The sequence below is a fragment of the Psychromonas sp. L1A2 genome, assembly GCF_009828855.1.
Classification (GTDB): Bacteria; Pseudomonadota; Gammaproteobacteria; order Enterobacterales; family Psychromonadaceae; genus Psychromonas.
Window position 1 is genome coordinate 1079271 of the sequence record NZ_WUAG01000001.1, and the last position, 25931, is coordinate 1105201.

General features: G+C 36.2%; 22 protein-coding genes and 1 pseudogene. 15 read left to right on the plus strand and 8 right to left on the minus strand.

Annotation, left to right across the window (positions count from 1 at the left end; translation table 11 throughout):
- Nucleotides 1-135 precede the first annotated feature (135 nt).
- Nucleotides 136-1182 carry an adenosine deaminase gene (locus tag GQR59_RS04750; RefSeq protein ID WP_160060919.1) on the plus strand — a complete coding sequence of 349 codons (1047 nt, stop codon included), beginning with the start codon at nucleotides 136-138 and terminating at the stop codon, nucleotides 1180-1182.
- A gap of 206 nt (nucleotides 1183-1388) precedes the next feature.
- Here the strand turns inward: GQR59_RS04750 and GQR59_RS04755 are convergent, their stop codons facing one another.
- Nucleotides 1389-1844, minus strand: coding sequence for an Lrp/AsnC family transcriptional regulator (locus GQR59_RS04755; protein ID WP_160060920.1), 456 nt, complete (start codon nucleotides 1842-1844; stop codon nucleotides 1389-1391).
- A gap of 170 nt (nucleotides 1845-2014) precedes the next feature.
- On the opposite strand from GQR59_RS04755, the gene GQR59_RS04760 reads away from it, so the two are divergent.
- Both GQR59_RS04760 and GQR59_RS04765 read left to right on the plus strand, forming a co-directional pair.
- Nucleotides 2015-3031 carry a DMT family transporter gene (locus tag GQR59_RS04760; RefSeq protein WP_201288018.1) on the plus strand — a complete coding sequence of 339 codons (1017 nt, stop codon included), beginning with the start codon at nucleotides 2015-2017 and terminating at the stop codon, nucleotides 3029-3031.
- A gap of 95 nt (nucleotides 3032-3126) precedes the next feature.
- Nucleotides 3127-4302, plus strand: a complete 1176-nt coding sequence (locus GQR59_RS04765; RefSeq protein WP_160060921.1) for an amino acid aminotransferase — start codon at nucleotides 3127-3129, stop codon at nucleotides 4300-4302.
- A gap of 194 nt (nucleotides 4303-4496) precedes the next feature.
- Here the strand turns inward: GQR59_RS04765 and GQR59_RS04770 are convergent, their stop codons facing one another.
- On the minus strand, nucleotides 4497-6083 hold the full coding sequence (locus GQR59_RS04770) for a DUF3943 domain-containing protein (protein WP_160060922.1): 1587 nt from the start codon (nucleotides 6081-6083) through the stop codon (nucleotides 4497-4499).
- Between the two features lie 271 nt (nucleotides 6084-6354).
- Here GQR59_RS04770 and GQR59_RS04775 point away from each other — a divergent pair, with 271 nt between their 5' ends.
- The 4 genes from GQR59_RS04775 to GQR59_RS04790 all read left to right on the plus strand — a co-directional run bounded on the left by GQR59_RS04775 (nucleotide 6355) and on the right by GQR59_RS04790 (nucleotide 11489).
- Complete coding sequence (locus GQR59_RS04775; protein ID WP_160060923.1) at nucleotides 6355-7395, plus strand: acyltransferase; 1041 nt, start codon at nucleotides 6355-6357, stop codon at nucleotides 7393-7395.
- Nucleotides 7396-7758: 363 nt separating this feature from the next.
- The gene (locus GQR59_RS04780) at nucleotides 7759-8781 is read left to right on the plus strand and encodes a hypothetical protein (RefSeq protein WP_160060924.1); all 1023 of its coding nucleotides are present in this window, start codon (nucleotides 7759-7761) and stop codon (nucleotides 8779-8781) included.
- Between the two features lie 11 nt (nucleotides 8782-8792).
- A complete protein-coding gene (locus GQR59_RS04785; RefSeq protein WP_160060925.1) occupies nucleotides 8793-9410 on the plus strand; it encodes a hypothetical protein in 618 nt (205 codons plus the stop codon).
- A gap of 45 nt (nucleotides 9411-9455) precedes the next feature.
- The gene (locus GQR59_RS04790; protein ID WP_160060926.1) at nucleotides 9456-11489 is read left to right on the plus strand and encodes a putative bifunctional diguanylate cyclase/phosphodiesterase; all 2034 of its coding nucleotides are present in this window, start codon (nucleotides 9456-9458) and stop codon (nucleotides 11487-11489) included.
- A 329-nt stretch (nucleotides 11490-11818) separates the two neighbouring features.
- Here the strand turns inward: GQR59_RS04790 and GQR59_RS04795 are convergent, their stop codons facing one another.
- From GQR59_RS04795 to cmoA, 4 genes are all read right to left on the minus strand, one after another.
- On the minus strand, nucleotides 11819-14047 hold the full coding sequence (locus tag GQR59_RS04795; protein ID WP_236546652.1) for a cation:proton antiporter domain-containing protein: 2229 nt from the start codon (nucleotides 14045-14047) through the stop codon (nucleotides 11819-11821).
- Nucleotides 14048-14543: 496 nt separating this feature from the next.
- On the minus strand, nucleotides 14544-15137 hold the full coding sequence (locus tag GQR59_RS04800) for a CoA pyrophosphatase (protein WP_160060927.1): 594 nt from the start codon (nucleotides 15135-15137) through the stop codon (nucleotides 14544-14546).
- Between the two features lie 204 nt (nucleotides 15138-15341).
- Complete coding sequence (gene cmoB / locus GQR59_RS04805) at nucleotides 15342-16328, minus strand: tRNA 5-methoxyuridine(34)/uridine 5-oxyacetic acid(34) synthase CmoB (protein ID WP_025562260.1); 987 nt, start codon at nucleotides 16326-16328, stop codon at nucleotides 15342-15344.
- 59 nt (nucleotides 16329-16387) lie between these two features.
- Nucleotides 16388-17119, minus strand: a complete 732-nt coding sequence (gene cmoA, locus GQR59_RS04810) for a carboxy-S-adenosyl-L-methionine synthase CmoA (protein WP_025562261.1) — start codon at nucleotides 17117-17119, stop codon at nucleotides 16388-16390.
- 171 nt (nucleotides 17120-17290) lie between these two features.
- Here cmoA and aspS point away from each other — a divergent pair, with 171 nt between their 5' ends.
- Nucleotides 17291-19081 (plus strand): aspartate--tRNA ligase, encoded by a 1791-nt coding sequence (aspS, locus tag GQR59_RS04815; RefSeq protein WP_160060928.1) that lies wholly within the window; start codon nucleotides 17291-17293, stop codon nucleotides 19079-19081.
- A 140-nt stretch (nucleotides 19082-19221) separates the two neighbouring features.
- Here aspS and GQR59_RS04820 read toward each other — a convergent pair whose 3' ends face one another.
- Both GQR59_RS04820 and GQR59_RS18895 read right to left on the minus strand, forming a co-directional pair.
- Nucleotides 19222-20112 carry an integron integrase gene (locus GQR59_RS04820; RefSeq protein ID WP_160060929.1) on the minus strand — a complete coding sequence of 297 codons (891 nt, stop codon included), beginning with the start codon at nucleotides 20110-20112 and terminating at the stop codon, nucleotides 19222-19224.
- A 131-nt stretch (nucleotides 20113-20243) separates the two neighbouring features.
- Nucleotides 20244-20462, minus strand: coding sequence for a phage integrase N-terminal SAM-like domain-containing protein (locus tag GQR59_RS18895; protein ID WP_328600587.1), 219 nt, complete (start codon nucleotides 20460-20462; stop codon nucleotides 20244-20246).
- A 269-nt stretch (nucleotides 20463-20731) separates the two neighbouring features.
- On the opposite strand from GQR59_RS18895, the gene GQR59_RS04825 reads away from it, so the two are divergent.
- The 7 genes and pseudogenes from GQR59_RS04825 (at nucleotide 20732) to GQR59_RS04855 (ending at nucleotide 25880) form a co-directional block, all read left to right on the plus strand.
- A complete protein-coding gene (locus GQR59_RS04825; protein ID WP_160060930.1) occupies nucleotides 20732-22081 on the plus strand; it encodes an SIR2 family NAD-dependent protein deacylase in 1350 nt (449 codons plus the stop codon).
- 155 nt (nucleotides 22082-22236) lie between these two features.
- Nucleotides 22237-23328 (plus strand): hypothetical protein, encoded by a 1092-nt coding sequence (locus tag GQR59_RS04830; protein ID WP_160060931.1) that lies wholly within the window; start codon nucleotides 22237-22239, stop codon nucleotides 23326-23328.
- A 203-nt stretch (nucleotides 23329-23531) separates the two neighbouring features.
- Nucleotides 23532-23666 carry a hypothetical protein gene (locus GQR59_RS04835; protein ID WP_442966179.1) on the plus strand — a complete coding sequence of 45 codons (135 nt, stop codon included), beginning with the start codon at nucleotides 23532-23534 and terminating at the stop codon, nucleotides 23664-23666.
- A gap of 60 nt (nucleotides 23667-23726) precedes the next feature.
- A pseudogene (locus GQR59_RS04840) lies at nucleotides 23727-23867 on the plus strand (transposase); the annotation flags it as partial.
- Between the two features lie 99 nt (nucleotides 23868-23966).
- Nucleotides 23967-24974, plus strand: coding sequence for a transposase (locus tag GQR59_RS04845; protein ID WP_160060933.1), 1008 nt, complete (start codon nucleotides 23967-23969; stop codon nucleotides 24972-24974).
- A gap of 334 nt (nucleotides 24975-25308) precedes the next feature.
- On the plus strand, nucleotides 25309-25587 hold the full coding sequence (locus GQR59_RS04850) for a type II toxin-antitoxin system RelE/ParE family toxin (RefSeq protein WP_160060934.1): 279 nt from the start codon (nucleotides 25309-25311) through the stop codon (nucleotides 25585-25587).
- Nucleotides 25587-25880, plus strand: coding sequence for a HigA family addiction module antitoxin (locus GQR59_RS04855; RefSeq protein WP_160060935.1), 294 nt, complete (start codon nucleotides 25587-25589; stop codon nucleotides 25878-25880). Before GQR59_RS04850 ends, GQR59_RS04855 begins: the two co-directional genes overlap by 1 nt.
- Nucleotides 25881-25931: the final 51 nt, after the last annotated feature.

Below are 25931 nucleotides of genomic sequence, written 5' to 3' on the forward strand. Positions count from 1 at the left end.
TGCCTATAAAACAAGTTTTAATTAAAGTACTTCACGTTTATCTCTGTGTTTATCGTATTAAATAATGACTGTTGTTTATTTTTATAGATAAGAAATTAGTTATGCTTAGTCAGTGTAAAATTAAAAGAGAACATTATGCCGCATTCAACATTAAATTCAGACACTTCTCCTAAAGCCGACCCTGTGTTACTAAGCTGGTTAGCACAATTACCCAAAGTAGAATTACACCTACATCTAGAAGGGAGCTTAGAGCCGCAAATGTTATTTGATTTAGCGGTTCGCAATCACATTAAATTGCCTTATCAAAACGTAGAGGAAGTAAAACAAGCATTTCAATTTACTCAGCTACAAGACTTTTTAGATATTTATTATCAAGCGGCAAGCGCCTTAGTCACGGAACAAGATTTTTATGATTTAACATGGGCTTATTTAGTAAAGTGCAAAGATCAAAATGTACTTCATGTAGAACCATTTTTTGACCCTCAAACACATACTGAACGTGGTATTAGCTTCGCTACTGTGATCGATGGAATTGACCGTGCATTAAAGGACGGTGAAGAAAAATTAGGTATTAGTAGTGAGTTGATCATGTGTTTTTTACGTCACTTAGATGAAAAAAGTGCTTTCTTAACATTAACATCGGCGATGGATCATTTAGATAAACTCAAAGGAGTCGGATTAGATAGCTCTGAGTTAGGACATCCGCCTGAGAAATTTAGTCGTGTTTTTGCTAAAGCGCGTGAGCTAGGTTTATTAACGGTTGCGCACGCTGGTGAAGAAGGGCCTGCTGACTATATATGGACTGCGATTAATGATTTAAAAGTATCAAGAGTTGATCATGGTGTGAATGCTATCCATGATCCTGCTTTAATTGAGTACTTACAAGAGAGTCAGATTCCATTGACTGTTTGTCCGCTATCAAATACTAAGCTAAAAGTATTTGATGATATGAACCAACATAATATTTTAAATTTATTAAGCCTAGGCATTTGTGTCACTGTAAATTCTGACGACCCATCTTATTTCGGTGGTTACATGACTGAAAATTTTGAGGCATTAATTCAATCATTAGATATGACTCAAGAACAAATGATTAAACTGGTTGAGAACAGCATTACCGCTAGCTTTTGTTGCCCACAACGTAAGCAGCAATTATTGTTTGCATTACGAGATTATATTTAGTCACTATTTTTGTGGTTAATGCTTAAGGGCTAATGTTTAAGTTAATATTTAGCTTAGAGAATACACAACCTTTTTTAATATTCATGGATTAAATAAGGTTGTGCTTTTTTATCTTGTTATTTTATCAACAACAGACGTTATGACCTTCAACGTTTAACATGCCTAGCTTTGAACCCGTTAATATAACCTCTGAGCTTTTAGAACACCTAAATATACATAGGCAGTTCTCGTTGCGTATTTAATTGCCTTACGGACAAATGAGTATGGATATCTTTAACGCTGGTGATTTTATGGAGTTTAGTGGTGAAGGTTTCATAGCCTTGTAAATTAGGGCTAACAACTTCTAATAAGTAATCAAAAGCGCCGGATACGATATGTGCATTGATCACTTCTTCAATTTTTAACAAAGCAATTTCAAATTCTTCAATGGCTTTTTCTTGGTGTCTATCTAAGCTCACTTCAACAAAAAAAGTCATATTAATACCGACTTTTTCTTTATTTAGATTGGCTTGGTAATCTTTTATGAAACCTTCATCTTCCAATCGTTTTAAGCGTCTGGCACAAGGAGACGCGGATAAACCGACTTTATCGGCCAGATCTGCTATTGATATACGTGCTTCTTTTTGAAGGTGCTTCAATATGTGTTGGTCTATTTTATCCATTCTTCATCTGACTCTTTTTTAGTGATTTAATGCTTAATTCGTTTATATATCGATTGTATCAGCTAATACCTGAGGTTTTTAGCCTTTCTTTGAGCGATAAGAGCGTCGATTTTAATAGATAATATTGTTTATAAGATACTTTTTATAAACAATTGGCAGGGCTTCAAAAAATGCAAAAAATACAACAGCATAGTCACCATAAAGGGCAGGTTAATAGCAATGTTTATAAAGATAATGTTTATAAAGGTAATGTCTATAAAAGTAATGTTTATAAAAGCAACGTTTATAAACGATTAAGCGATAACTTCTCTATCGCTTTAAATTCCCCTGTTATTTGGGGATATATCTCAATGTTATTGGTTTTATTCATTTGGTCTGGCTTTGCTCTGACTATACGTATTATTGATGGCTCAGCATTAGAGATTGCTGATGTCGCGTTAATTCGTTTTTTAGTACCTGCAATATTATTGTCACCCTGGTTGGTTTCTCATTGTAAAACCATAAAAAAAGTAAAATTATCCGATATCGCACTTATTTTACTTGGTGGAATTCCCTTTGTTTTCTTAGCTGCCTTAGGTGCTAAAAGTGTGCCTGTAGCTTACGTTGGGACCATACTTGCCGGTACTCCTGCATTCTTTGTCGCTATTATCTCTTACTTTTTTCTGGCTCAAACACTCTCTAAAAAACGATTGTTTACACTTTCATTTATATTAGTTGGCATATTAATTATGATTGTTGGTGAGTCAGAAGGTATGTCGTTGGATGTAATTATTGGTCTTTGTTTTTTGTTTGGTGCTAGTTTTCTTTGGTCTATTTATATCATAGGACTTAGAAAAATCGCTTTGAAACCAATGACTATTACGCTTATTATCTCTTACCTCTCAGGTTTTATTATGTTACTGCTGATTGGAACGGGTATGGTGCCGAGTAACTTGGGGCATTTCTCTTTCCAACAAGCGTTACCGTTTATTTTAATCCAAGGGCTTGGTATTGGCGTAGTGGCAACCATTTGCTTTTCTTATGCAGTAAGCCAATTAGGCTCTGCTCGATCTTCAGTGTTAGGTTCACTTTCTCCTGCCGTCACTGCATTATTAGCAGTGCCGATTTTAGGTGAATCATTATCTGTTTTTGTTTGTATTGGAGTCGCCTTAACAGTGATAGGGGTTATTTTATCGAGTCGTTATTAGTTTATTTTGTTTAAATGTTTTTATTTAAGTATGGGGATTTCTGTACTTTTATTTAGTTCTTTTTATCTAACCCTTTTTATTTAAGGAATGTCGTTATGTTAGAAAACTTACCTGTTGTTCAAGGCGATCCTCTTTGGGCGCTATTACATCAATTTAATGCAGACCAACGAGACCATAAGATTGATATGTTAGTGGGGGTGTATCGTGATGAGACAGGGCAAACACCTGTGATGCAACAAGTACAGAAAGCAGAACAAAAACTAGCTGCCGCCGCTGAATCAAAGTCTTATAAAATGTTGTCTGGAAACCTTGAGTTTAATGACCATATGGCCAAATTTTTATTGGGTGATAGTGAGCGATTTTCTGACCAATGTACTATTCAAACGGTTGGTGGCTCAGGTGCTTTAAGAGTTATTGCCGACTTTGTTGCGACGCTATCACCCGATGCAGTGATTTGGAATACTGACCCTGGTTATCTTAATCATCGTCCAATTATGGAAGGGGCTGGCCTCAAAGTTGAACCGTTCCGTTGGCAGCATGTTGGAGGCGTTTTAGATATAGACGCGTGTTTTGAAGATCTGGAACAAGCTAAAGAAGGCGATATCTTATTGCTACACGGGAGTTGTCATAATCCTTCTGGTGTAGATCCTTCACCCGCACAGTGGCAACAGTTTATTGATTTTTGCCTTGCTAAAAAAGTCGTGCCTTTTATTGATATTGCCTATCAAGGTTTTGGTGATGGGCCTGAAGAAGATGCAGCTGGTTTAAGACTGTTTGTTGATCAAGTTGATTTCATGCTGGTGGCGGCAAGTTGTTCAAAAAATATGGGGCTATATTGTGAGCGGACTGGCGTAGCGATGGTGATAACAAACGATCATTCACAGCATGCTCCTTTACGTACTTTATTAGAGCGTATTACGCGTGCAAACTATTCTATGCCACCAAATCATGGTGCGGCAGTCGCGTCATTATTATTTTCAGATCCTGAACCTTGGTTAGCCGAACTGTCAGTGTGCAGAGAGCGTATTAATGATTTACGTAAAGCACTAGGCAAATTATTGTTAGAAATGGATGCACCTGTTTCTTTACAAGCTGTAACAAGACAAAAAGGCATGTTTTCTTTGTTGCCATTAACCGCTGAACAGATGATCGCTTTACGTGAAAAACATGCAATTTACGGTATGTTAAATGGCAGAATTAATATTGCGGGTTTAAAACAAGCCCAAGTTAGCTACCTTGCTGAAGCATTAGTAGACGTAATGAAAGGTTAATGTTGAAAGATTAATGGTGGAAAGTCTGAAGCTAAAAATCGGGCTGTGAGCGCTGTAGTATCAAAGGTTAATTGATATCTCACTCGGTATCATTTTACCTTGAATTTAAGGTGAAACATCAACTCGAATGTAAAAACCCAAAAGGCCTGTGATAAACGTTATCACAGGCCTTTTTTTTACAGCTGATTTAACGTTTATTGAACTTGCATTGTTTCGCCTTCACCAAAACGGTAGACGAGTTTACCCGTCATTTGCTGATCATGACTGCTTTCATGTGTCGTAAAGTAATTAACATAGTCAGCTTGTATTGCCCAGTTTGCATTTAAACGATAATGAAGACCAACGCCTGTGTTCATTTGAAAGTTGTATTGATCGTCATCTTCATCCCAAATCTCTTCGCCTAACCCTGCGGTTATATAAGGGCGCAAGTTTGAACTGGTATTAAAGTAATATTGGCCATCAACACTAAAGGTTTCATAGGTTTCATTTGGTGTTGTGAAAGCTTGCATCATTTTTGTTGAGGCATAATTTAAACGCGCTGAAAAGCGGGGGGAAAAATATAAACCTAATGAGACTTGAGCATATTGTTCATTAATGAGGCCACGTTTATTATCGTAATTAAGGTAACCCGAGCCTAAACTTAATCCGACAATACCGAAATTAACGGGATCACGTGAATTTGCAAATGTATAACCAGACCCTAGTTTGCGTTTACCACTAATGCCAGATTGAGCTGAGCTACTATCTTCGCCAAACAGGTAATTTATTTCAAACATAATTTGTCTGTCGTTAGGGACTCTTGCGTCATCGCCTTGCTCTGATAGTTTAATGTAACCTGTACCTGCTTTTATTAAATCTCTACCAAATAGGCGGTTGAAGTTACGTCCAATAGAGTCAATTGGGTCTAATAAAAACAGAGCGGTGTTACCCAGGTATTCACTTCCCCAAACCGTACCGCCGCCAGCCCAAATTTCGCGTTCAGTGTTAAAGGCCCATTCACCATAAACCCAACCTAATACCGGTGTCACGACTAAATCTTGCATAGACGGTTTTTCTGCAAAGGCTTCAACACCATATTCCCAAAATGCGCTAGACATAAGCGCTGAGTATAAAAATGAATCCCATTGACGATAGCCTGATTTACGTGCTGCTTGGTAGTAAACACCACCAAAGTAAGGGTGCATAATATAATTTAAAACAGCATCATCACGATCCCATACAGGGCCCTCTGATACGTGATCAAGCCATTTCTGCGCTAAGCTAACATCCTCATCATTATTCCAATTGGTAACTGATTCAGGCATAACTGCAAGTACCGAGACAACACCGAGTCCATAATAAAAAATAGAGGACGTTTGTGATAATAGACGTTCACTGTCCTCTCCATTTTTTGGCGAAAATAAAGAGACTTTATAAGGATTGTCATAAAAGCTATCAGGGACGTCAAATTGTTCCCAAGCTGAGTTAGTAAACGCAGTTTTGTACTCCGCCGCTTGTTTCTCGTTATCGGTTGTTTCTGTTTGAACATCAGTTACTGAAACTTCTGGTAGCGGATCGAGTAGTTGTTGGTCTGTCCCTTCATATACAGGTGTTTTTTGTAACTCATTATTTTCAGCAATAGGCAATTTAATAGAAGCTTTTTCGCTTGAAGTCTTATTAACTTCATCTGATGCTGATTGAAGAGTGCCACTTATCGTCTCTTCGTCAGCAAGCAGTAAGCTGTGTGTTGATATCGAGAGTAAGAAAAAAAGCGAACGTACGATGTACTTTGTGGTGATCACAGATAAATCCTTGAGGCAGTTAAAGCCAATTAATAGCCCCACATATAGACTTAATTTAATAACATAAGCTTAATAGCATTGACTTGGGAGTAGATAAATTTGCTTATTATCGTGCTTTTTTACTTGTCTGCAATACCTTATTTTAATGTATTGCAGACAGATCACTGCCATGTGTTATTTTATCTAAGCATGATTCTTTTAAACTCCTATCATTGCAAGCCCTATAACAAGCAGGTACTCTCTTTTTAATCAATAAATATAGGCCATTAATATGCAGAAAAAACGTCCATCAATATTTTATATCGATTTTTTACGTTTTATCGCGGCAATTGCAGTCATTACTATTCATGTACTTGGACCTTTTCGTTTTTTATATGGTGATATCCCAGACAGTGATTGGTTGGCAGCGGCTGGTATGAATAGTTTAACGCGCTGGGCTGTGCCTGTTTTTATGCTAATTAGTGGTGCGTTGTTACTTTCTACCGAAAGGGCTTTTCAATGCGAACATTATCTTACTAAACGCTTAAGTAAAGTGGCTATTCCTTTTATCGGTTGGACCATTATCTATGGGCTGATCGCTGGTTTTATGATTGATGATGTCTTTACTGGGCAGTGGGTGAGTAGTACTGCTTTTGATGTATTAAAAAATGCTGCTATTGATCCTGTTTGGTATCACTTATGGTTTTTCTATGACTTCATTCCATTGTATTTTGTGATCCCATTTTTAATTCCATTACTAAAAAAGGCATCACCAGATCATATTAAATTAGCATTATTCAGTTGGGCTATTTTATTCATTATGCATTGGCTAAAAGTGGGAAGCTTTTTACAACAAAATTTAGTCCTATACAGTGGTTATTTAGTGTTAGGTTGGTATTTGTTTAATAGAGATAACCGTCCTCAATTAAAGTTGTGGCTTGTGGCAGGTGTTAGCATGCTTTTATTTAATTTTTTCGGGACATGGTTATTAGCAACTGAAACAGGTGAATATAGTTCATTCTTTATGGGATATAAAACCTTAAATACAGCTGTTATTGGCGGTATGTTATTTGTGTTAGCGCAAGCTTACGCTGAAAAAATAAGAGGGAAATTTCGTGCTCTAGTAACGCTTATCTCTACTTATAGTTTGGGTATTTACTTAATTCACCCACTTTTATTAATTCCAGTACGTGAGCTAAATAATGGTTTTTATGATTTGTTTGGGAGCAACTGGATTGCTATTCCAATGATTACTTTGGTGACCTTAATCGTGTCGCTAATCTTCACCATGACTTTAGTTAAAGTGCATTTTATTAGACGTTTGGTTCCATAATTTTTTATCTGAATCCAAATGTTAAATGCGTTAGCCCTATTGTCGATAAAGTTAAACCTGACCACTAGAAAATAATTAATAGTTTGCTAAATAAAAGATAATAATGCCGTATCGAGAGGAATGTCTATATTTTAAATTCATACCTCTTTATGTATGATTTTTTTGTACTATAATGAAGTTTCATAGAATTCAGTTGTTGGTAAGCTATTGAATAATATTGGAACATGATTGCTAAGATGTATTTAAGCTAACTCTTTATTTTATTGATTAATTTAACTAACAGGCTAATTTAACCGTTTAATAAGTTATGTTGTTTATGACTTTGAGCATTTTAAATTTTAGTTTAAACAAGGGTTATCTGTTATGCAAAAAAGTTACTCAAAGTGGCTAGCTATAAGTATAGGCAGTAATCTTCTTTTTTCTCCTTTAACAATTGCAAGTGATTGGACATTTCTAGGGGAGAATAGCCGTAGTTCTATTGATTTTTCTTCACGAATTAATAGTAATATTAATACTCAAAAGTATTCTTTTTTGAACGTATTTGGGATCGATATACATAAAGTTTTCAGTAATGATACTGCGGATATTGGAACGTTAATATTACAACCTTATATTGTTAAACTAAATAACGTTAATAACCCTCCTTTTATTTTTGATGATGGTAACGATACAAAGCTTACGTGGCGTATTGCGAACTTCAACTATACTGCTTTAAATCAAGGTAAATTCAATATTAGAGTAGGGCATTTTGAAGTGCCATTCGGATTAGAATACCAGATAGATACAAATGGTACATTACGTCAATTAACCGCTGCACAACGAGGTATAAAAACCGACTGGGGAATCTCTATTAATGGTATTATGCCTCGATTTGAATATGAAGTTGCCCTAACACGTGGCTCTGGTATCGAATTAAATAGTAACGGTAATCCACATTTGTTTTCTGGTCGAATCGCTACGCTTAGCAATAAAAATACAGTGGCTGGCATATCATGGTTAACGGGTGATGTTTTAACTGCTAATGGCGTTGCTGAACAGAAATATATTGGTTTAGATACTTCTTATTATTACTATCAGTGGCAGTTTATGGCTGAATCTTCTATTGGAAAGGTTGAGAATAATAACACACTCAATGGTTTTGTAGAGGTGTTATGGCGCAATGCGAAAGAAAATTTATCAGTTTATACTCAAATAGATTACCAACGATTTGAAGTTGACCAGACGGAGAACAGTAAATATGACTCAAAAAGTGATTGGACTGCTGGCATAAAATGGGTAAGCGATGGTGGGTTTGATATTAGTGCTCAATATAAACAAAAATTAAAAGAAGCAGAAGGCATTAATATTGATCCTAGTTTTAGTTTGCAGTTGAGATATAGAATGTAATGGTAGGTTGTATGAAACGAAATAGAGTTTGTGGATTAATTATATTATTAGTCGTAGAAATGCTGACAATTTCTTCTGCTTATGCTGCATTTTGTTCCTTAAGAGACCCTGTCTCTGCGATTCAAATACTTTATCAAGGTGGTTACCAATATCGTTCATTAATTGGGACGGTGACTGAACAAGATAGATTAGCAGTTAAAGAGATACTACCTTTTACTATCCATCAAAGTGAAGTGAGCAAACATACTTTATACGTACTTTATAAAAATGAAGAGCCTGCTGGTTTTTTACAAGCTCGGTCCGAGTGGGCTAAATGGGGATTAGTAGAAATTGCATGGGCTATAAATTTAGATAGAAGCTTGAAAGGTTTTTATTTTCAACGTTGTCGTAGCCCAGAATGTAACGACACAGTCGTCAAACGCATCAATAAAGAGCTTCATAATAAAAGTATTGAGCAACTGAAACTATTTCTCTCTGCTGATGGCGAGGCGCTATCAGAAGCTGGAGAAAGCGCATTTTTAACTTCACCAGATTTGTCGTTATTAGTATTACGTTCAGCATTAAAAACCTTAGCTATTACTGATATTAGTTGGGCAAAAGATATTGAAAAAATTGAAGCTAATTATTAATAAATTTGCTGATAATTGAATTTATATATTAACTAAAGGTATTGAATGAGAATAAGAAGTTATTTAGCGATACTTGTTTTAGCCTGTTTACTTGGTGCTTATATGTTAGAGCAAGTATTAGGGTATCGCTTCAATCATGTCCAAATATTAGCGAGTAAACACACTCAAAATCTTTTACGAGCTAAAGATTTCGAACGAATTGAAAATAGCACTTCGCAATTTTTAGTCTCTTCGGATCTAGTGATTGCTTCAGGCAATACTTACCTCATTTTTGGTGCAAAAAATATGGGAAACTATATCAGTGCTGAATTATCAAAAATACAAGGTGTCAATCTTTCTGCTGAGCTTAACGCTGAAATTCAAAAAACAATTATTAATATCAAAAAAATTAATAAACAGCTTGATACAATTGGCAGTACACCTGAAAAGGAACTGATTATGCATTTACGTCAGTTATTGCCAAATTACGATTCTATTAGTTTATCTTTGGTAAAAAGTATTCAATTTATGATGTCTGAAACCAAGAACACTATTCTACAAGATACAATCGCTTTGCAAAAAGAAAAAAGTTTTGTAGTGATTGCTGCTTGGGTTTCTCGCGGATTTTTCTTTTTATTCATTATCGCTGTTTGGTGGTGGGCAAATAGAAAAATTTGTAATCCATTAAATGGCTTGATTGTTTCATCACATAAAGCATTAGCTGGAGATGACTTTCAAAAAGTCGATAACGCGCCCATTGAAATTACAGCACTAAGCAATGATTTTAAATTATTAACACAAACATTGTCCCACCAAGCCTCACATGATCCGCTAACAGAGCTTTATAATCGCCGCGCTTTTGAGCGTCATCTAAACGAGGTAATGGGTAATTCAGAAGTTAATGATCAAAATTGGTTTTTATGTTTTATCGATTTAGATTATTTTAAAACTATTAATGATACCTGTGGGCATGCTGTAGGCGATCAGGTTTTAGTGCGTGTAGCTCATATACTTAAGCAAAATGTACGTAATTACGACACAGTGGCGAGATTAGGTGGTGACGAATTTGCTATTTTAATTAATCGATGTACTGAGCAAAAAGCCTTAGAAATAGCGAATAAAATAAAGCAAGCTATTAACTTGTTAACTTATCATTGGGAAGGTGAAAATTTTAACTTAAGTGCCAGTATTGGTGTCGCACCTAAAGCTTGTGAAAATACTGTCACAGAGTTATTGAACTCGGCAGATATGGCTTGTGCGTTAGCTAAAAATTCAGGAAGAAACGCTGTGTATCTTTTTGATGGTAACCAGCAGATGTGTTCAGATACCAAGCAACAATTAATATCTGTACACCATCTAAATAACGCATTAAATAACAATTTATTTGTATTATATAAACAAGATATTGTGCCTTTACAGCAGCAAAAAATAGGTAAAAGCTTTGAAATATTATTAAGGATGTTAGGCAATGATGGTCAGATGATTAGCCCTGCTTATTTTTTACCGGTCGCCGAACGTTATTTACTCACAAGTAAAATAGATCGTTGGGTTATTAATGCAGTTTGTGAACACTATGAATCTTACGGTGATCAGCTTGAGTCTATTGAAACAATCGCTATTAATTTATCCGGATACTCTTTAACTGATAATGAACTAGAGACCTTTATTATCGAAAAGCTTATTAACTGCGTAATACCTGCAGATAAAATTTGTTTTGAAATTACTGAAACGGCTGCCATCAAAAATATCAAGCGGGCGCAATTGTTTATGGAAAATATAAAAGCATTAGGTTGTCAGTTTGCACTCGATGACTTTGGTAGTGGTCATTCTTCATATGCTTATATTAAGCAATTACCTACGGATAAAATTAAGATAGATGGTGCTATTGTGGCGAATATGATGAGCAACCCAATAGACTTTACCGCAGTTAAGTCTATTTGTGAGATTGGTAAAGCAGCTAAACAAGATATTATTGCAGAATTTGTGGAAGATTTTAGTTTAGTTGAAGCATTAACTAAATTAGGTGTAGATTATGCGCAAGGTTATTATTTTGCAAAACCAGAGCCTTTAACCAAATCTCCAGTAGAGGTAAGTAGTTAAGGTTTGCTTCTTTGCATTTTTATTATATTGAAATTTTGATTTGGTATTATTCCAATGGAATGAAATCAGTGATCAGAGATTGCGCAGGAAAAATTAACACTAATAAGGCGTGAGTTGTAGGAGATAGTTGTTCTCACTTCAAAACTCACAACGCAGTTAGGGGGGATTTTAACCAGCAAGAATGATCACCTTATTAATTTTTTTGGTATTAGCTAACGCTTAGCTTTTTCATTTATCTACAAAGTGACAGGATCACGGAGTAAAAAGACACATAAATAGTTAATTAATGTACGTGGACTGTTGTCTCAATCTTTAGGCTTATTTAACACCTACTTGTCATCTTTTTTATCGTCTGAGTTAGCATCCGTATTTTCTTTATATTCACTTTCTTTATGCGCATTTTCTTGTTCAGATAACGTTTCTTCTTCGAGACGTTTTTGGTCCGCTTCGTTTTTCTTAGTTAGTGCTCTCTCTTGCAGTTTACTATTTTCAGCTGCTTTTTTCTCTGCCAGTACTTTTTCTTGAAGTCGTTTTTTTTCTGCTATTTTTTCCTCAGCCAATATTTTCTCTTCAACGCGCTTTTTCTCGGCCGCTAATGCTTCTTCTTCGCGGCGTACTTTATCCATCGCGCGTTGTGCTGCTTCTTCTGCCTCTTTAACTGCTCGAGCTTCTGCTGCAGCTTGCGCCGCGGCTTTAGCTTCTGCTTTTGCAATAGCTTTAGCTTTACGCTCTGCTTCCTCGTCTATTGCCCGTTGAATAACCGCTTCGTCTTGTGCTTCTTGTGGCAATAAGCTGATTAACTCTATACCTACAGGGAAATTCATCACCTCCAAGCCTGAAACAATCGTAACCTGACCTTCTTTTGTTAAATAAACCAATGGCATTGCCGTTTCACCATAACGCCTTTTGAAGCGTTCAAAGGTAAAGTTCTCAGTAATGTTGGTCACTTTTAATATTGCACCTTTTGCCATTAAGTTTGCTACTTTTGCATAAGAAACATTCTCACCAAATAAACTTAAACGCTTTAGGTAAGACTCTGATAATTGATGTCGTGCACTGGCAATATCTGCATTATTTAAACCGTAGACATTATCCACACCTAACACATCTTGAAAGTGGAAAGTAACTAAAGGGTTTAGTTGACGGTAAGGTGACATCACTAATACGCGCCCAATACCACTCAAGTCCATGTAGTTTGTTGCATGTTCGGAAGCTGGGTTACCAAAATAAACGGGAATATTTTGCATACGCGCCTTACGGATACTGTCCCAGTTATTATCCGTTAAGATTACTTTTATATTCCTTGAAATTAAAAGAGAGGCTAACTCACGTGAGAACTTAGAGGCACCAAACATCAATAAACCTTCATTAGATCCTTCTTTAACACCTAAAAACTTAGCCCATCGACCTGCTGTTAAACTTTGAATAACCACAGTACCGATAATAATTAAAAAGACTAAAGGTACAATGGAGCTCGCACCAGCTAAACCAACGGTTTCTAATTTAATAGCAAATAATGATGAGATAGCGGCGGCTACAATCCCGCGAGGAGCGACCCAACTTAAAAACCATTTATCTTTTGATGTGAGGTTAGTGCCAAGCCCTGAAATCCAAATACTTAAAGGGCGAGCAATAAACATAACCACTAATAGCACACCTAAGCCTCCCCAACCTAGATCTAACATCGCGCTAGAGTCAAGACGTGCCGCGAGCAGGATAAATAGCGCGGATATCAGTAATACCGTTAATGTTTCTTTGAACTCTAAAATGTCGGCAATATCAACGCCACGCATATTCGCTAACCAAATACCCATGACCGTTACCGTCAGTAAACCAGACTCTTCTTGTAAAATATTTGATGCAACAAAAATACCTAACATGATAGTTAACACGGCGGTATTGCGTAAATAATGTGGGAATAAGTTCTTTCTTATTGATAAGCCAGTTAAATAACCAGTAATGATACCTAAGCCAAAACCAATTAATAACGTTAACCCCAGCGCGTATAAAACATGCGATGTTGGATCTGCGGTAACAGCGATATATTCAAATACCAGTACGGCAAGTAAAGCGCCAATTGGGTCAATAACAATACCTTCCCAACGTAAAATACTGGCTAAATTTGATTTTGGTTGAACCGTCCGTAGCATAGGAACAATTACCGTTGGGCCAGTTACCACTACTAATGCACCGAATAGCATTGCAATAACCCAGTCAAATCCTAAAATATAGTGAGCAGCAGGGGCAATACAAGCCCAAGTAATGAAAGCACCGATCGTCACAAGGTGTGTCACCATACGTCCATGTTCTTTAATTTCTTTAAAGTTTAAGGTTAATGCACCTTCGAACAGAATAACTGCCACACCTAAAGAGATAATTGGAAATAATAAGTCACCAAAAATAGCATCGGGATCTAATACTCCAAAAACAGGACCGAGCATTAAACCACACAATAAGAGCGGTAAAATAGCTGGCAAACGCAACTTCCAACCTACCCATTGACACAAAAGCGACAGCACACCAATTAATGCCAGCATGCCTGTGATGTGTTCAACCATAGTTCTTTCCTTTTTCTATTCATTGTTAAGACAATGTTTATTATTATTTAATGTGTCTGAGATAGTGCATAAATTGTAATACTCGACTGACTTTTTTTGAATCTAAGATGTAAAATTAAAAGTAGCGATGTTATGAATAAAGCGTTAATACGACTTAATATATTTTTTAGTTGCCATGTTATTTTTAATATTACTGATTAAAATTAGCCATTGCGTAAATCACGCTAAGGTAGAGTACGGATTCATTTCGACACTATTATTTTATGCATTCAATAACACTATCATTGAATTATTAAATTTTTATTTTATAGCGTATGGATTAAAATTATTAACGAGAATCACTTAGAGTATAGTGATGTTTTTCAATCATTTATTAAATTAACTTTGATGATTAATTTTGAAAATTATTACCTCTATATACGTATAATAATATAGAAAGATCTTATATGGGCGTTTTAAAAAAAATAACTGACATTAATTCACTTAAGTAGTGTATTTAGCGGCGTAAGTGTCGTTGCAAATTAATAATCATTTGGGCAGTTGCACCCCAAATTAAATGATTTTGATAAGCGCAACAATAAGTGAAATGACGCTTCTTATTAGCGACTAAATGCTGCTTAGTAAAATTGTTTCTGTTTAACAGGAATGTAAAAGGCACTTCAAAACACTCTTTCACTTCATGAGGGTCAATAATCACTTGCTCATTATTTTCTACAAAACCGATAAACGGTGTCACGTGATATCCAGTGGTGGTGGTTAAAGGCGATAAACTACCCACTAATTGTATACTTTTTTGTTGGATGCCTATCTCTTCTTGAGTTTCTCGTAATGCGGTTTCTGCCAAAGAATCATCACTTAATTCATATCGTCCACCAGGAAAACTAACTTGTCCTGCATGATGCCTTAAATGTAATGCCCGTTGGGTTAGTATCATATGCAAGCCATTGTCGCGCTGTACCAGTAGCATTAATACGGCTGCTTTTTTTAATGGCTTTGTTTGTGTTAATTGTAATTGTGCAAGATGAGAAGAAGGGGCTGTTGAATTTCCTTGTTGTAAAATAAAACGGTTAAGAAAGTGTTGTTTGTTCATGTAATATAACTCTCTCCAGTAACTGCCCATCTATTATTTACAGCGGTTTTTCATTAGGTTATGTTTATGTTTGTTTATTAAAGTAAGCTATATCCTGTTTTAATACAATCTTATTAATACTAATCTCATTCAGCCACGTTAAAGTAGAAGCCTGAAATACTAATATCAGGCTTCTTTGTGTAGAGTTAATGACAGTGCAAACAGTTAATTCAGTGGTTTAATTGCTTTTTTAGCAATCAATAAAGCACGTTTTGGCGCAGGGTGGCCTTCAACAGTTTTAGTCGCATCGTTCGGGTCTAGGTAATCTTCTAAAGATTCATTAGTCATCCAAGCGGTGCTGCGTTGTTCGCCAGTTAGCGTATCGTTAATGTCCACAATGCGTACGTCTTCAAAACCACATTTTTCTACCCATAATTTTAACGCTTTTGCACTTGGTAAAAACCAAATATTACGCATCTTAGCGTAACGATCAAAAGGCACTAACACATCATTTTCATCGCCTGCAATGACCAAGGTTTCAAGCACTAATTCGCCACCTTCAACTAACTGGTCTTGTAGTTGTGTAATATGATCCATTGGTGATTTACGATGGTATAAAACACCCATGGAAAATACCGTATCAAAGGCTTCCAATTTAGGCAACTCTTGAATACCTAATGGTAATAAATGTACATTTTGGTCTTTATTCGCAAAGTGACGTACCGCTTCAAATTGGCATAAAAACAACTCGCTCGGGTCGATACCGACTACAAATTCAGCACCTTCACCACGCATACGCCACATGTGATAACCACTACCACAACCAACATCTAGCACGTAACGATATTTAAGCGGGCTGATATGCGGTAAAACACGATCCCATTTCCAGTCACTGCGCCATTCAGTATCAATATGCACACCATGAATATGGAAAGGGCCTTTACGCCATGGGTGAAACTTTTGTAATAGATTCTCTAATTTCTTAGTTTCACCTGCTGACAGTGCAGAGTCATTACCAATACGCACTTCATCTTTGAGTTCAATATGCTCAGTTTTGATGGTGGGAAACTTATTTAATACACGTATCCAACTTGCTAAAGTGCCATGGACATGGATATTTTCCCATTCATGTAATTGTGCAGGTAAAGTACGTAACCAATGGTTTAAGCGGTTGTTAGCGATGATGCTGTAAAAATTATTAAAATCGATCATGTCAATGCCTTGCTACGATTAATGTATTTAATATTAAGAGTTTATTTAAAGTTAAGAATTTATTTAATGCTAAGAATGGATCCAAAATTAAAATACTGATACCAAAGGTCGTTATGTTTAAATCCAGCTTGTTGTAAACGCGCATAATGTTGCTCAACGGTATCGGAAATCAATACATTGTCGAGAGACGAACGTTTTTGACTTATCTCTAACTCGCTATAACCATGGCTGCGTTTAAAGTCTAAATGCAGGTCAACTAACAATTGGTTACTTGTTGAGTCATTAAAAATAAACTTTTCAGAAAGTACTAATACACCGCCAGGTAATAACCCTTGGTAAATATTTTTTAATAAAGAAAGGCGTTTTTCAGGGGTTAAAAACTGCAAAGTAAAATTAAGCACAACAACAGACGCATTTTCAATCTTAATGTTACAAATATCATCTTGTATTACCGTGACCGGAATATCTGACTTATAAGCATGGATATGTTGCTTGCAAGATTCAACCATCGCCGATGAATTATCAACGGAAATAATGCTACAACCTGTCTTTTCATCAAGACCTCGGCGCATCGATAAAGTGGCAGCACCTAATGAACACCCCAAGTCATATAGGTTTGAATTATCAATCGCACAACGTTGCGTGATCACTCCAATACTATTAATAATGTTTTCATAACCTGGAACAGATCGTTTGATCATGTCTGGAAAGACCTGTACCACTTGTTGATCAAAACTAAAGCTATCTACTTTATCTAGTGGTTGACTGAAAATATTGTCGGTTTGGCTCATAAGGCTGCCTAATTATTTAAGGTTAAACGGTGTTATTAATGATGTATTGCCGCGCATTTTACTTAAATTGTGTGGCAGGGTCATTTTTTTATTTAAGCATATGACTCTCAGTGGTTTTCTTCTATAATACGTGCAATTATTTTGTAACGTATTTAAAAACAGGAATCGATAATGCGCACTATGTATTGTGGTGAAGTGACCGAAGCAAATATTGGTCAAGAAGTTGAGTTAGTAGGTTGGATAAACAAACAGCGCGATTTAGGTGGTGTGACGTTTTTAGATGTACGTGACCGTGAAGGTATTGTTCAAGTATTTTTTGATGGTGATACACCAGAAGCAACAGCCGTTGCTGCAACAGTACGTAATGAGTTTTGTATTAAAATGAAAGGGCTTGTTCGTGCTCGTCCAGAAGGTCAAGTGAACAAAAACATGACAACAGGTGGCATTGAAATCTGTGGTCTTGAGCTTGAAGTTTTAAACCGTGCTAAACCATCTCCATTAGATAGTAACCAAACAAACTCAGAAGAGCAGCGTTTACGTTACCGTTACCTAGACTTACGTCGTCCAGAAATGGCTGAACGTATGGTATTTCGTTCTAAAGTCAGTAGCTTTGTACGTCGTTTCTTAGACGACAACGGTTTCTTAGATGTTGAAACACCTATCTTAACCAAAGCAACACCAGAAGGTGCACGTGACTACTTAGTACCAAGCCGTACGCATAAAGGTCAATTTTTTGCTTTACCACAATCTCCACAGTTATTTAAACAACTGTTAATGATGTCTGGTTTAGACAAATACTACCAAATTGTAAAATGTTTCCGTGATGAAGATTTACGTGCTGACCGTCAGCCTGAATTTACACAAATAGATATCGAAACATCATTCATGACTGGTGATCAGGTCATGGAAAAAACAGAAGAAATGGTCGTTAAACTTTTCAAAGAAATGTTAAATGTAGACTTAGGTTCATTCCCTAAAATGACTTACGCAGATGCAATGCGTCGTTTTGGTAGTGACAAACCTGATTTACGTATCGACTTTGAATTAGTTGACGTAGCTGACTTATTAAAAGAAGTTGAGTTCAACGTATTCTCTGGCCCTGCTAATGATGCTGATAGCCGTGTTGCGGTTATTTGTGTACCAGGCGGCGCAAAACTGTCTCGTAAAAACATCGATGAATACGGTAAATTCGTCACTATCTACGGTGCTAAAGGCTTAGCATGGATGAAAGTGAATGAAGTAGCTAAAGGCCTTGAAGGTGTTCAATCACCTATCGCTAAATTCTTAAATGAAGAGATTGTTGCTGAGTTACTTAAACGTACCAACGCACAAGATGGCGATATTATTATGTTTGGTGCAGACAAAGCAAATGTAGTTGCTGAAGCAATTGGTGCATTACGTCTGAAAGTCTCTGAAGATCTTGGCTTAATTAAAGACGAATGGAAACCACTTTGGGTGATTGAATTCCCAATGTTTGAACCATTAGAAGACGGCGCATTAACGCCAATTCATCACCCATTTACTGCACCATTAAACATGACACCAGCAGAACTAGAAGCGAGCCCAGTAGGCGCACTTTCTGATGCTTACGACATGGTATTAAACGGTTGTGAGTTAGGCGGTGGTTCAGTACGTATTCACAAACAAGATATGCAAGCAGCAATTTTCCGCATCTTGAATATCTCTGATGAAGAAGCTTTAGATAAATTTGGTTTCTTATTAGAAGCATTACAATATGGTGCTCCACCACATGCAGGTTTAGCATTTGGTTTAGACCGCATCGTAATGTTGATGACAGGTTCAAGTTCAATTCGTGAAGTGATTGCCTTCCCGAAAACAGCGTCAGCGGCATGTCCGTTAACTAACGCACCGGGTTTTGCTAATCCAGCTGCATTAGCTGAGCTTAATATTGCTGTTGTTAAAGTTGATAAAGAAGAAAAAAAAGAATCTAAAGAAGGTTAATCTTCTTTGATTTAGTTTTCTCTTTATAGAAAGGGAGGTGATGTTACTAGTGATAGTGACGTTATCTCCTTTTTTTGTGTGTTGTTTGAGGTGGGGTCGTTCCTCGATCTACGGTCTCCGTGGTAACGCATAAGGGCTTATTACTCATTTATCGTTTGTAAATCAGAGAAAGGGCTACGTACACCATTTGCACCAGCTTGTAATACATGGGTATAAATCTGTGTTGTCCTAATATCTGAGTGCCCTAATTGCTCTTGAACTGTTCTTATGTCTGCACCTGTTTGTAAGAGGTGTGTTGCAAATGAGTGACGTAATGTGTGGCAAGTGACGTGTTTATCAAAGTTTAATTTTTTTGCAGTCAGCTTGATTGTTCGCTGTAAATTACTTTCATGTAAATGATGCCTCCTTAAGTTATTTGTGCCAGGTTCTAAACTTAGTTTTGATGATGGAAACAAATAATGCCAGCTCAATTCTTTTGATGCATTCGGATATTTAGCAGCGAGTGCAAAAGGTAAATAAACACCATTGTAATAAGGATTTTTAATATCTTGTTGATAATACAAACGTACACTGGATATTTGGTCCCTCAAAGGCCCTAATAGTTCTTTTGCCAACGTAACTCTACGATGTTTACCTCCTTTACCATTCCAAATTTGAAGTGATGAATAATCAAAATCAATATCTTGTATTCGTAACCTTAACACTTCCATAAGTCGTAAACCGCTACCATATAAAATGTTACAGGGAAGTGAGAGTGGTGTAGGTATATTTTTTAATAATAATGCCGTTTCTGCTAAGTTTAAAACAACAGGAAGTTTAGGTTGTATATGACTGCGGTTAAATTTAAGTGTTAATGTTAAAGGGTTATCTAAAAATTCTTTATACAGATACACCAGTGCATTTAATGCTAATGATTGTGTTTTAGGGGCCACATTTCGTTGGTTAGCTAAAAATGAAAGGAAAGACTCAACATCCTGATTGTGGCATTCAATAGGGTGTTTTTTTTGATTGAAATTTATACCTGTTATCATTCAAGGTGCAAAAATCAGCAAGTCGTGAGGTAAGCAGAGGCTAGGCGTAAAGATGAAGATCTAACGGGTTAAATCGAGACTTTACAACAACGAATATGCTTGCCTCACGGCTTGCCCTATGGGTCACTAGCTCAAAAATCAATGCAGCGTTGGAACACTCTATAAGGACTAGTCATTAACATCCTGTTGCGCCTTGTCTTGATGTTCGAGCTAGCGACTGATAAATGCATCTTGATTGGTAACGGGTATGTATAAGATGTAATCCAATAAATATATGCTTTAATTGTTTTTTCTGCATAATTTTTCATACGCATATTTTCAGTAACAGCCATTAAAAATGGTGATTTCATAAAATACCTCTACAAATAAAACCAATGTTTATTTATACAGTGTAATGTATTTGCCATCTTTCCGCCGTAAATATTGCATTTTGTCGTCTTTCTACATGACTTATATTTCACATTTTATTTTAAATTATTGATTAAATTAATAATTACAGTAGTCTAAGTCTATTATTAATCATTAGATATTTGCCATCTTTCCGTTGGAAAGGTGACATTTTGTTATCTAATATGCTGTTACACGTTTCTATAGTTAATTTTCAAAGTTGAGTCATGAAGTGGAAAAAATATCAAAGAAAAAACTGCTTAAAACACTGTCTGAGTCTAGTGACTTTGGGAATTTAGGTGTGTTCGTAGGTGCAGGGTTCTCAAAAGCGGTACTAAATAACGGCGCTAAAGATATTGCTTTATCTTGGGGGGAGTTATTGCAGAGAGCATCCAACAAAATGTCGATAAAATATGATGATATTGACATATACGGTGTTGGCTATCCAGAAGTTGCATCAAAGATTTGTGAACTCCATTCAGCCAAAAATGACCTAGAATACTCTGAGTCTCTATTTAGACTAAAGGAAGAGATAGCAGCACTTACAAGCTGGTATCCAGAAAAAGAACAGCGAGAAAAATATTCGGCTTTTCTTAATTCTCTTTTACCAAATTGGATTATTACGACTAATTATGATTTAGTTCTTGAAAGCTTATTTACAGGTAAATGTTTACCTCTAAGTCCTAATGAATCTATGTGTGCCCCAAAAGGTATCGTCCCGATTTATCATTTGCATGGGATTCGTTCGACACCAGAGAGCATAGTAATTGCTCAAGAAGATTACGTTTCGCTTTTTCGTCCACATGAATATCGGCAAATAAAGTTAGCTTTAACTATAAAAGAATCTACGGTTTTACTTTTAGGTTATGGTCTTGGTGACGTAAATGTACTCACTGCTTTAGATTGGTCAAAAAATGTATTTTCATCAAGCAATGAAAATTATCCAAATGAAGTCATACAAGTAGTAAGAAAAGATAATCCATCACGTAAAGCGTATAAAGATCGGAATGGCATTCTTATTTATGAAGTAAGTGATCTTGATGACTTCTTTGAAGGTTTCTCCGAAGAAAACCAGAAATACCTGGAAAAAAAAGAAAATGATGAAAAAGAACTCTCTTTAATTATCAATCAATTGGAAGAGGCAAGTGAAGCTTTAGTTAGTAAATTCATTGATGATGGAAAATTTCGTTTGGGCATGTTGAAAGTGTTAGCAAAATTCACTTCGCCCGTTATATCTGGGTTTATATCGTTTCTAAGCGAAGTTTTTGACGAGTTATGGAAGCGTGCAGAGCCTAATGGTGCATTTGAGGCTTACAATAAAAATTTAATTGTGCAGTTAGATATGTTAACGATTTTAGAGCTTGAGCAAATTCCACCTGCGTTATTAGAAACGATAGCATATAACCTCAACCGAGTAGGGTATTATGTCGGCAACAGCTACGGAGAATCTCGTTCTGCCAACTCCACTTTCAATAGAAGGAAAGCGGAATTAACGAAAGAAGCAGTAATTGAATTAGCTAATATTGCAGAGCAACATCGTTATGATAATTTGAAATCTTTAATAGAGCGCATTAACGTGTAACAAGAACCTAAAATCCGACAGCTAGAGCTGTTGCATTTTTTGCAAATAAACAAAAGACGCAAAACCTGCACCAGCACGCTGCAGTTTAGGTTGGCGTTAGCTGTCAGTTCAGAGATTTATCTAATCCGAGTTATATAACTAATAGAGAGTTCAGAATGTTTAGTGTAATCAACAAAGGTAATGATAAATATTGCATTAGCTTTAAAGGCGTTATCGATCAGAATTCATATACAATTAATGAGAAACTCCCAATAATCGGACAGATTTATGATAAAGATCTTGCGGGGGAAATACTAGATTTGTCTATATCTGAACTTATTATACAGGTAGGTAAATTGACATTACCTCTCAAGAAAAGTATCGAAGACTGCCATCAAGTTGAACTAACCACTCCAAGTTATTATGAAAGTGAATTAACTATATTTATTGAGTTATCCTACTCATTTGAAAATTGGGCTAGGCCGTACAGTATTTTTGAATATTGGGGTGAAATTACAAAGTGTATCGATTTATTAGGTGATAGCAGTATTAGTTATGAGTACGGTGTAGATGATGACGAGTATATAAATACAATGGGATTTGAAATTAAAATAGCGACTGCTGATAGGAGTATTAACTCCTTCGTTAATGAAAATATTATACCTATCGAAAATATTATCAAGAATGCTCAAAGTAATTTATTGAAATCTAAGTCAGGCTTAGAAGTCAGTTTCAATTTTCCTCCCGAAATAAAGGCTCCTTGTGAACAGTATTTAACCTACTTTAGTCAATTTATGATTGATTTAGGTATTAAGGTCAGTAGTAATCTTAACCATGAAGGTGATAAAACATTATTATCGATAATCCCTGAAGATAAGAATGAGGCTTTGGGTAATATTAGAGATGCGCTTATTGCTTTTTTAGCCTTGCCAAATGAAGTAAAAAGCTTTCATGTTGATATATCAAAAGATATTGCCGTAGCTCAACTTGAATTTAATATTACAAACTTGAACAGCCAACTTCAACTTGTGCAAACAACAATGATGGCATATGAACGTACTATTCAAGCTCAAAAACTTGCAATAGAAGCATTACAAATTAAGGATGAGTGTAATGCTTTAAATATAATTCCTACCCAAAAACAAAGTGAAGATGATATTGAATCTGTATTTGGTAAATTTATACAAGTAAAGAAATATGATAAGAATGGGGTTGTTGTAAACTATCCCGAAATCGTACGTAGTTTAAAAAGAAAATTCACTAGATAATAAGCTTGTGAAAGTATTATTGTCAATTGAGCATAAGCTAGACAGCTAACAACACGCCCTGAGGTGGACCGCTAGTAAAATTTAACTATTAATTGCAAATTTTAAAAGCCCAAGAAGATCTGGACACCCATCTATTTGAATAATTGCGATAGTTAAACTATCTTTTATAAGTGCGTGTTTTTGCATTTAGGAGGTAGTTTATTATGACTCAATCTCGCCAATCACAAGTATCATTATCTGATACACCTTATTATCACTGTGTTTCGCGTTGTGTTCGCCGCGCTTATTTATGTGGTGAAGATAAGCAAGAAGATCTGGGCACCCATCTATTTGAATAATTGCGATAGTTAAACTATCTTTTATAAGTGCGTGTTTTTGCATTTAGGAGGTAGTTTATTATGACTCAATCTCGCCAATCACAAGTATCATTATCTGATACACCTTATTACCACTGTGTTTCGCGTTGTGTTCGCCGCGCTTATTTATGTGGTGAAGATAAGTACACCGAGAAATCCTTTGAACATCGCCGTCAGTGGGTTGTTGGAGGAGAAGATCTGGACACCCATCTATTTGAATAATTGCCATCGTTAAACTATCTTTTATAAGTGCGTGTTTTTGCATTTAGGAGGTAGTTTATTATGACTCAATCTCGCCAATCACAAGTATCATTATCTGATACACCTTATTACCACTGTGTTTCGCGTTGTGTTCGCCGCGCTTATTTATGTGGTGAAGATAAGTACACCGAGAAATCCTTTGAACATCGCCGTCAGTGGGTTGTTGAGCGAATGCATTACCTCGCTTCTCTTTTTAATATTGATATCTGCGCTTACGCTATCATGTCCAACCATTATCATCTCGTATTGCACATAGATGAGCAACATAATGAAAACCTAACGCATGAAGAAGTTTGTGAGCGTTGGTGTCAGCTCTATTCAAAACCTGTATTAGTTGAGCGTTGGCAATCCGAGCAAACCACCTCAGAAGCAGAAAATAAAGCCGCATTAACTATTATTAATGGGTGGAGAGGGCGATTAGCTGATATTTCATGGTTTATGCGCTGTTTAAATGAATTCATTGCGCGCAAAGCGAATAAAGAAGATGAATGTTCAGGTCGTTTCTGGGAGGGAAGATTCAAGTCTCAAGCATTACTAGACGAAGATGCGTTATTAACCTGTATGGCCTATGTCGACCTAAATCCAATTCGCGCCAAAATGGCAACTAGCGTTGAAACATCAGAATATACATCAGCTTATGAGCGCCTATTACCTTGCAAAAAAGCTGGTGTTGCTCAGCAACAAGAAAAGCCACTAGAATACGCTTTTACTAAAAAACTTTTATTTGGTTTCGTAGGTGACGAAAATGAACAATCAACTCAAGGTATTCCATTTTCATTATTAGATTATATTGAGTTAGTGGATTGGAGTGGTCGTATTATTAGAGAAGATAAACGGGGGGCTATTTCAAGCCAACGACCTAGGTTATTATCAACATTAGGCTTAGAAAATGATGTTTGGTTATCACTGGCGAGTAGTTTTGGAAAAGATTATCACGGTGCAGTGGGCTCTTTAGAAGCATTAGCGGCTTATGCCGGTAATACAGGCAAGCGTTGGATAGCTAGTAAAAATGAATTACGGCTGCATTAATAGTCTATTTTTCTATTGAATACATAATAAAGACACCAATTAGCGGCCGCTAAAATCTGTTATATCTGAAAAAGCTATTATTTACTTCAATTTCAATTAATTGTAATTTTTTATTATTAACCAGTATCTTTTTATTAGCGATTCAATTTATTGCTAATCATTAGCAACGTTATTTGTAAATTTTAAATTAATGGATGTCCAAGTTTACATTATCCAAGTTTACATTAGTTTACATTTCCAAGTTTACATTCAAGTTTACACATCTGCACGCCGCCAGTGTTTGCGGCGTTATATTTTTATCGACAACTGATGCGCATCACGCTACACTTGTTGCATGATTAAATCTTTTAAACACAAAGGCCTCAAGAAGTACTTCCAAACTGGAAGTATCTCAGGTATTCAGGCAAAGCATCAACGTAAATTACGTATGCAACTAGCCGCAATAGATACCGCTCAAGAAATTGATGATATCAATTTGCCTGGTTTCAAATTACATCCTTTAAAAGGGAATAGAGATGGGATTTGGTCTATTACTGTAAACGGTAACTGGCGCATTACTTTCGAGTTTATCGATGGTAATGCTTTTATTCTCGACTATGAGGACTACCACTAATGACTATGCATAATCCACCGCACCCAGGGGAGTTCATTTATGATGTTTATTTGGAACCAACTGGTTTTAGCTGTCGCTATTTGGCTAAACAATTAGATGTAGCATCATCTACTTTAAATCGAGTTCTTAAAGGTCAAAGTGCCATCTCTCCCGAAATGGCACTGCGCTTGTCTAAAGCAATAGGACGAACTCCTGAGAGTTGGCTATCAATGCAAGATAACTATGATCTTTGGCATGCTAAGCAACAAATAAACTTAACCAATGTCCACTCAGTAAATTTTGCAGTGGCATAAAAAATATAATCGGGTAGCCGGAGGTCTCTAACCTTCAGCCCCCACACCACC

What these genes read in the sequence shown, in the direction of transcription:
- GQR59_RS04855 (WP_160060935.1), top strand. Translation starts at nt 25,587, where the DNA reads ATGACTATGCATAATCCACCGCACCCAGGGGAGTTCATTTATGATGTT.
- GQR59_RS04790 (WP_160060926.1), top strand. Translation starts at nt 9,456, where the DNA reads ATGAGAATAAGAAGTTATTTAGCGATACTTGTTTTAGCCTGTTTACTT.
- GQR59_RS18895 (WP_328600587.1), bottom strand. Translation starts at nt 20,462, where the DNA reads ATGAAATCACCATTTTTAATGGCTGTTACTGAAAATATGCGTATGAAA.
- GQR59_RS04755 (WP_160060920.1), bottom strand. Translation starts at nt 1,844, where the DNA reads ATGGATAAAATAGACCAACACATATTGAAGCACCTTCAAAAAGAAGCA.
- cmoA (WP_025562261.1), bottom strand. Translation starts at nt 17,119, where the DNA reads ATGAGCCAAACCGACAATATTTTCAGTCAACCACTAGATAAAGTAGAT.
- GQR59_RS04845 (WP_160060933.1), top strand. Translation starts at nt 23,967, where the DNA reads ATGACTCAATCTCGCCAATCACAAGTATCATTATCTGATACACCTTAT.
- GQR59_RS04760 (WP_201288018.1), top strand. Translation starts at nt 2,015, where the DNA reads ATGCAAAAAATACAACAGCATAGTCACCATAAAGGGCAGGTTAATAGC.
- GQR59_RS04785 (WP_160060925.1), top strand. Translation starts at nt 8,793, where the DNA reads ATGAAACGAAATAGAGTTTGTGGATTAATTATATTATTAGTCGTAGAA.
- GQR59_RS04850 (WP_160060934.1), top strand. Translation starts at nt 25,309, where the DNA reads ATGATTAAATCTTTTAAACACAAAGGCCTCAAGAAGTACTTCCAAACT.
- GQR59_RS04775 (WP_160060923.1), top strand. Translation starts at nt 6,355, where the DNA reads ATGCAGAAAAAACGTCCATCAATATTTTATATCGATTTTTTACGTTTT.
- GQR59_RS04835 (WP_442966179.1), top strand. Translation starts at nt 23,532, where the DNA reads ATGACTCAATCTCGCCAATCACAAGTATCATTATCTGATACACCTTAT.
- GQR59_RS04780 (WP_160060924.1), top strand. Translation starts at nt 7,759, where the DNA reads ATGCAAAAAAGTTACTCAAAGTGGCTAGCTATAAGTATAGGCAGTAAT.
- GQR59_RS04765 (WP_160060921.1), top strand. Translation starts at nt 3,127, where the DNA reads ATGTTAGAAAACTTACCTGTTGTTCAAGGCGATCCTCTTTGGGCGCTA.
- cmoB (WP_025562260.1), bottom strand. Translation starts at nt 16,328, where the DNA reads ATGATCGATTTTAATAATTTTTACAGCATCATCGCTAACAACCGCTTA.
- GQR59_RS04795 (WP_236546652.1), bottom strand. Translation starts at nt 14,047, where the DNA reads ATGGTTGAACACATCACAGGCATGCTGGCATTAATTGGTGTGCTGTCG.
- GQR59_RS04750 (WP_160060919.1), top strand. Translation starts at nt 136, where the DNA reads ATGCCGCATTCAACATTAAATTCAGACACTTCTCCTAAAGCCGACCCT.
- GQR59_RS04830 (WP_160060931.1), top strand. Translation starts at nt 22,237, where the DNA reads ATGTTTAGTGTAATCAACAAAGGTAATGATAAATATTGCATTAGCTTT.
- GQR59_RS04800 (WP_160060927.1), bottom strand. Translation starts at nt 15,137, where the DNA reads ATGAACAAACAACACTTTCTTAACCGTTTTATTTTACAACAAGGAAAT.
- GQR59_RS04820 (WP_160060929.1), bottom strand. Translation starts at nt 20,112, where the DNA reads ATGATAACAGGTATAAATTTCAATCAAAAAAAACACCCTATTGAATGC.
- aspS (WP_160060928.1), top strand. Translation starts at nt 17,291, where the DNA reads ATGCGCACTATGTATTGTGGTGAAGTGACCGAAGCAAATATTGGTCAA.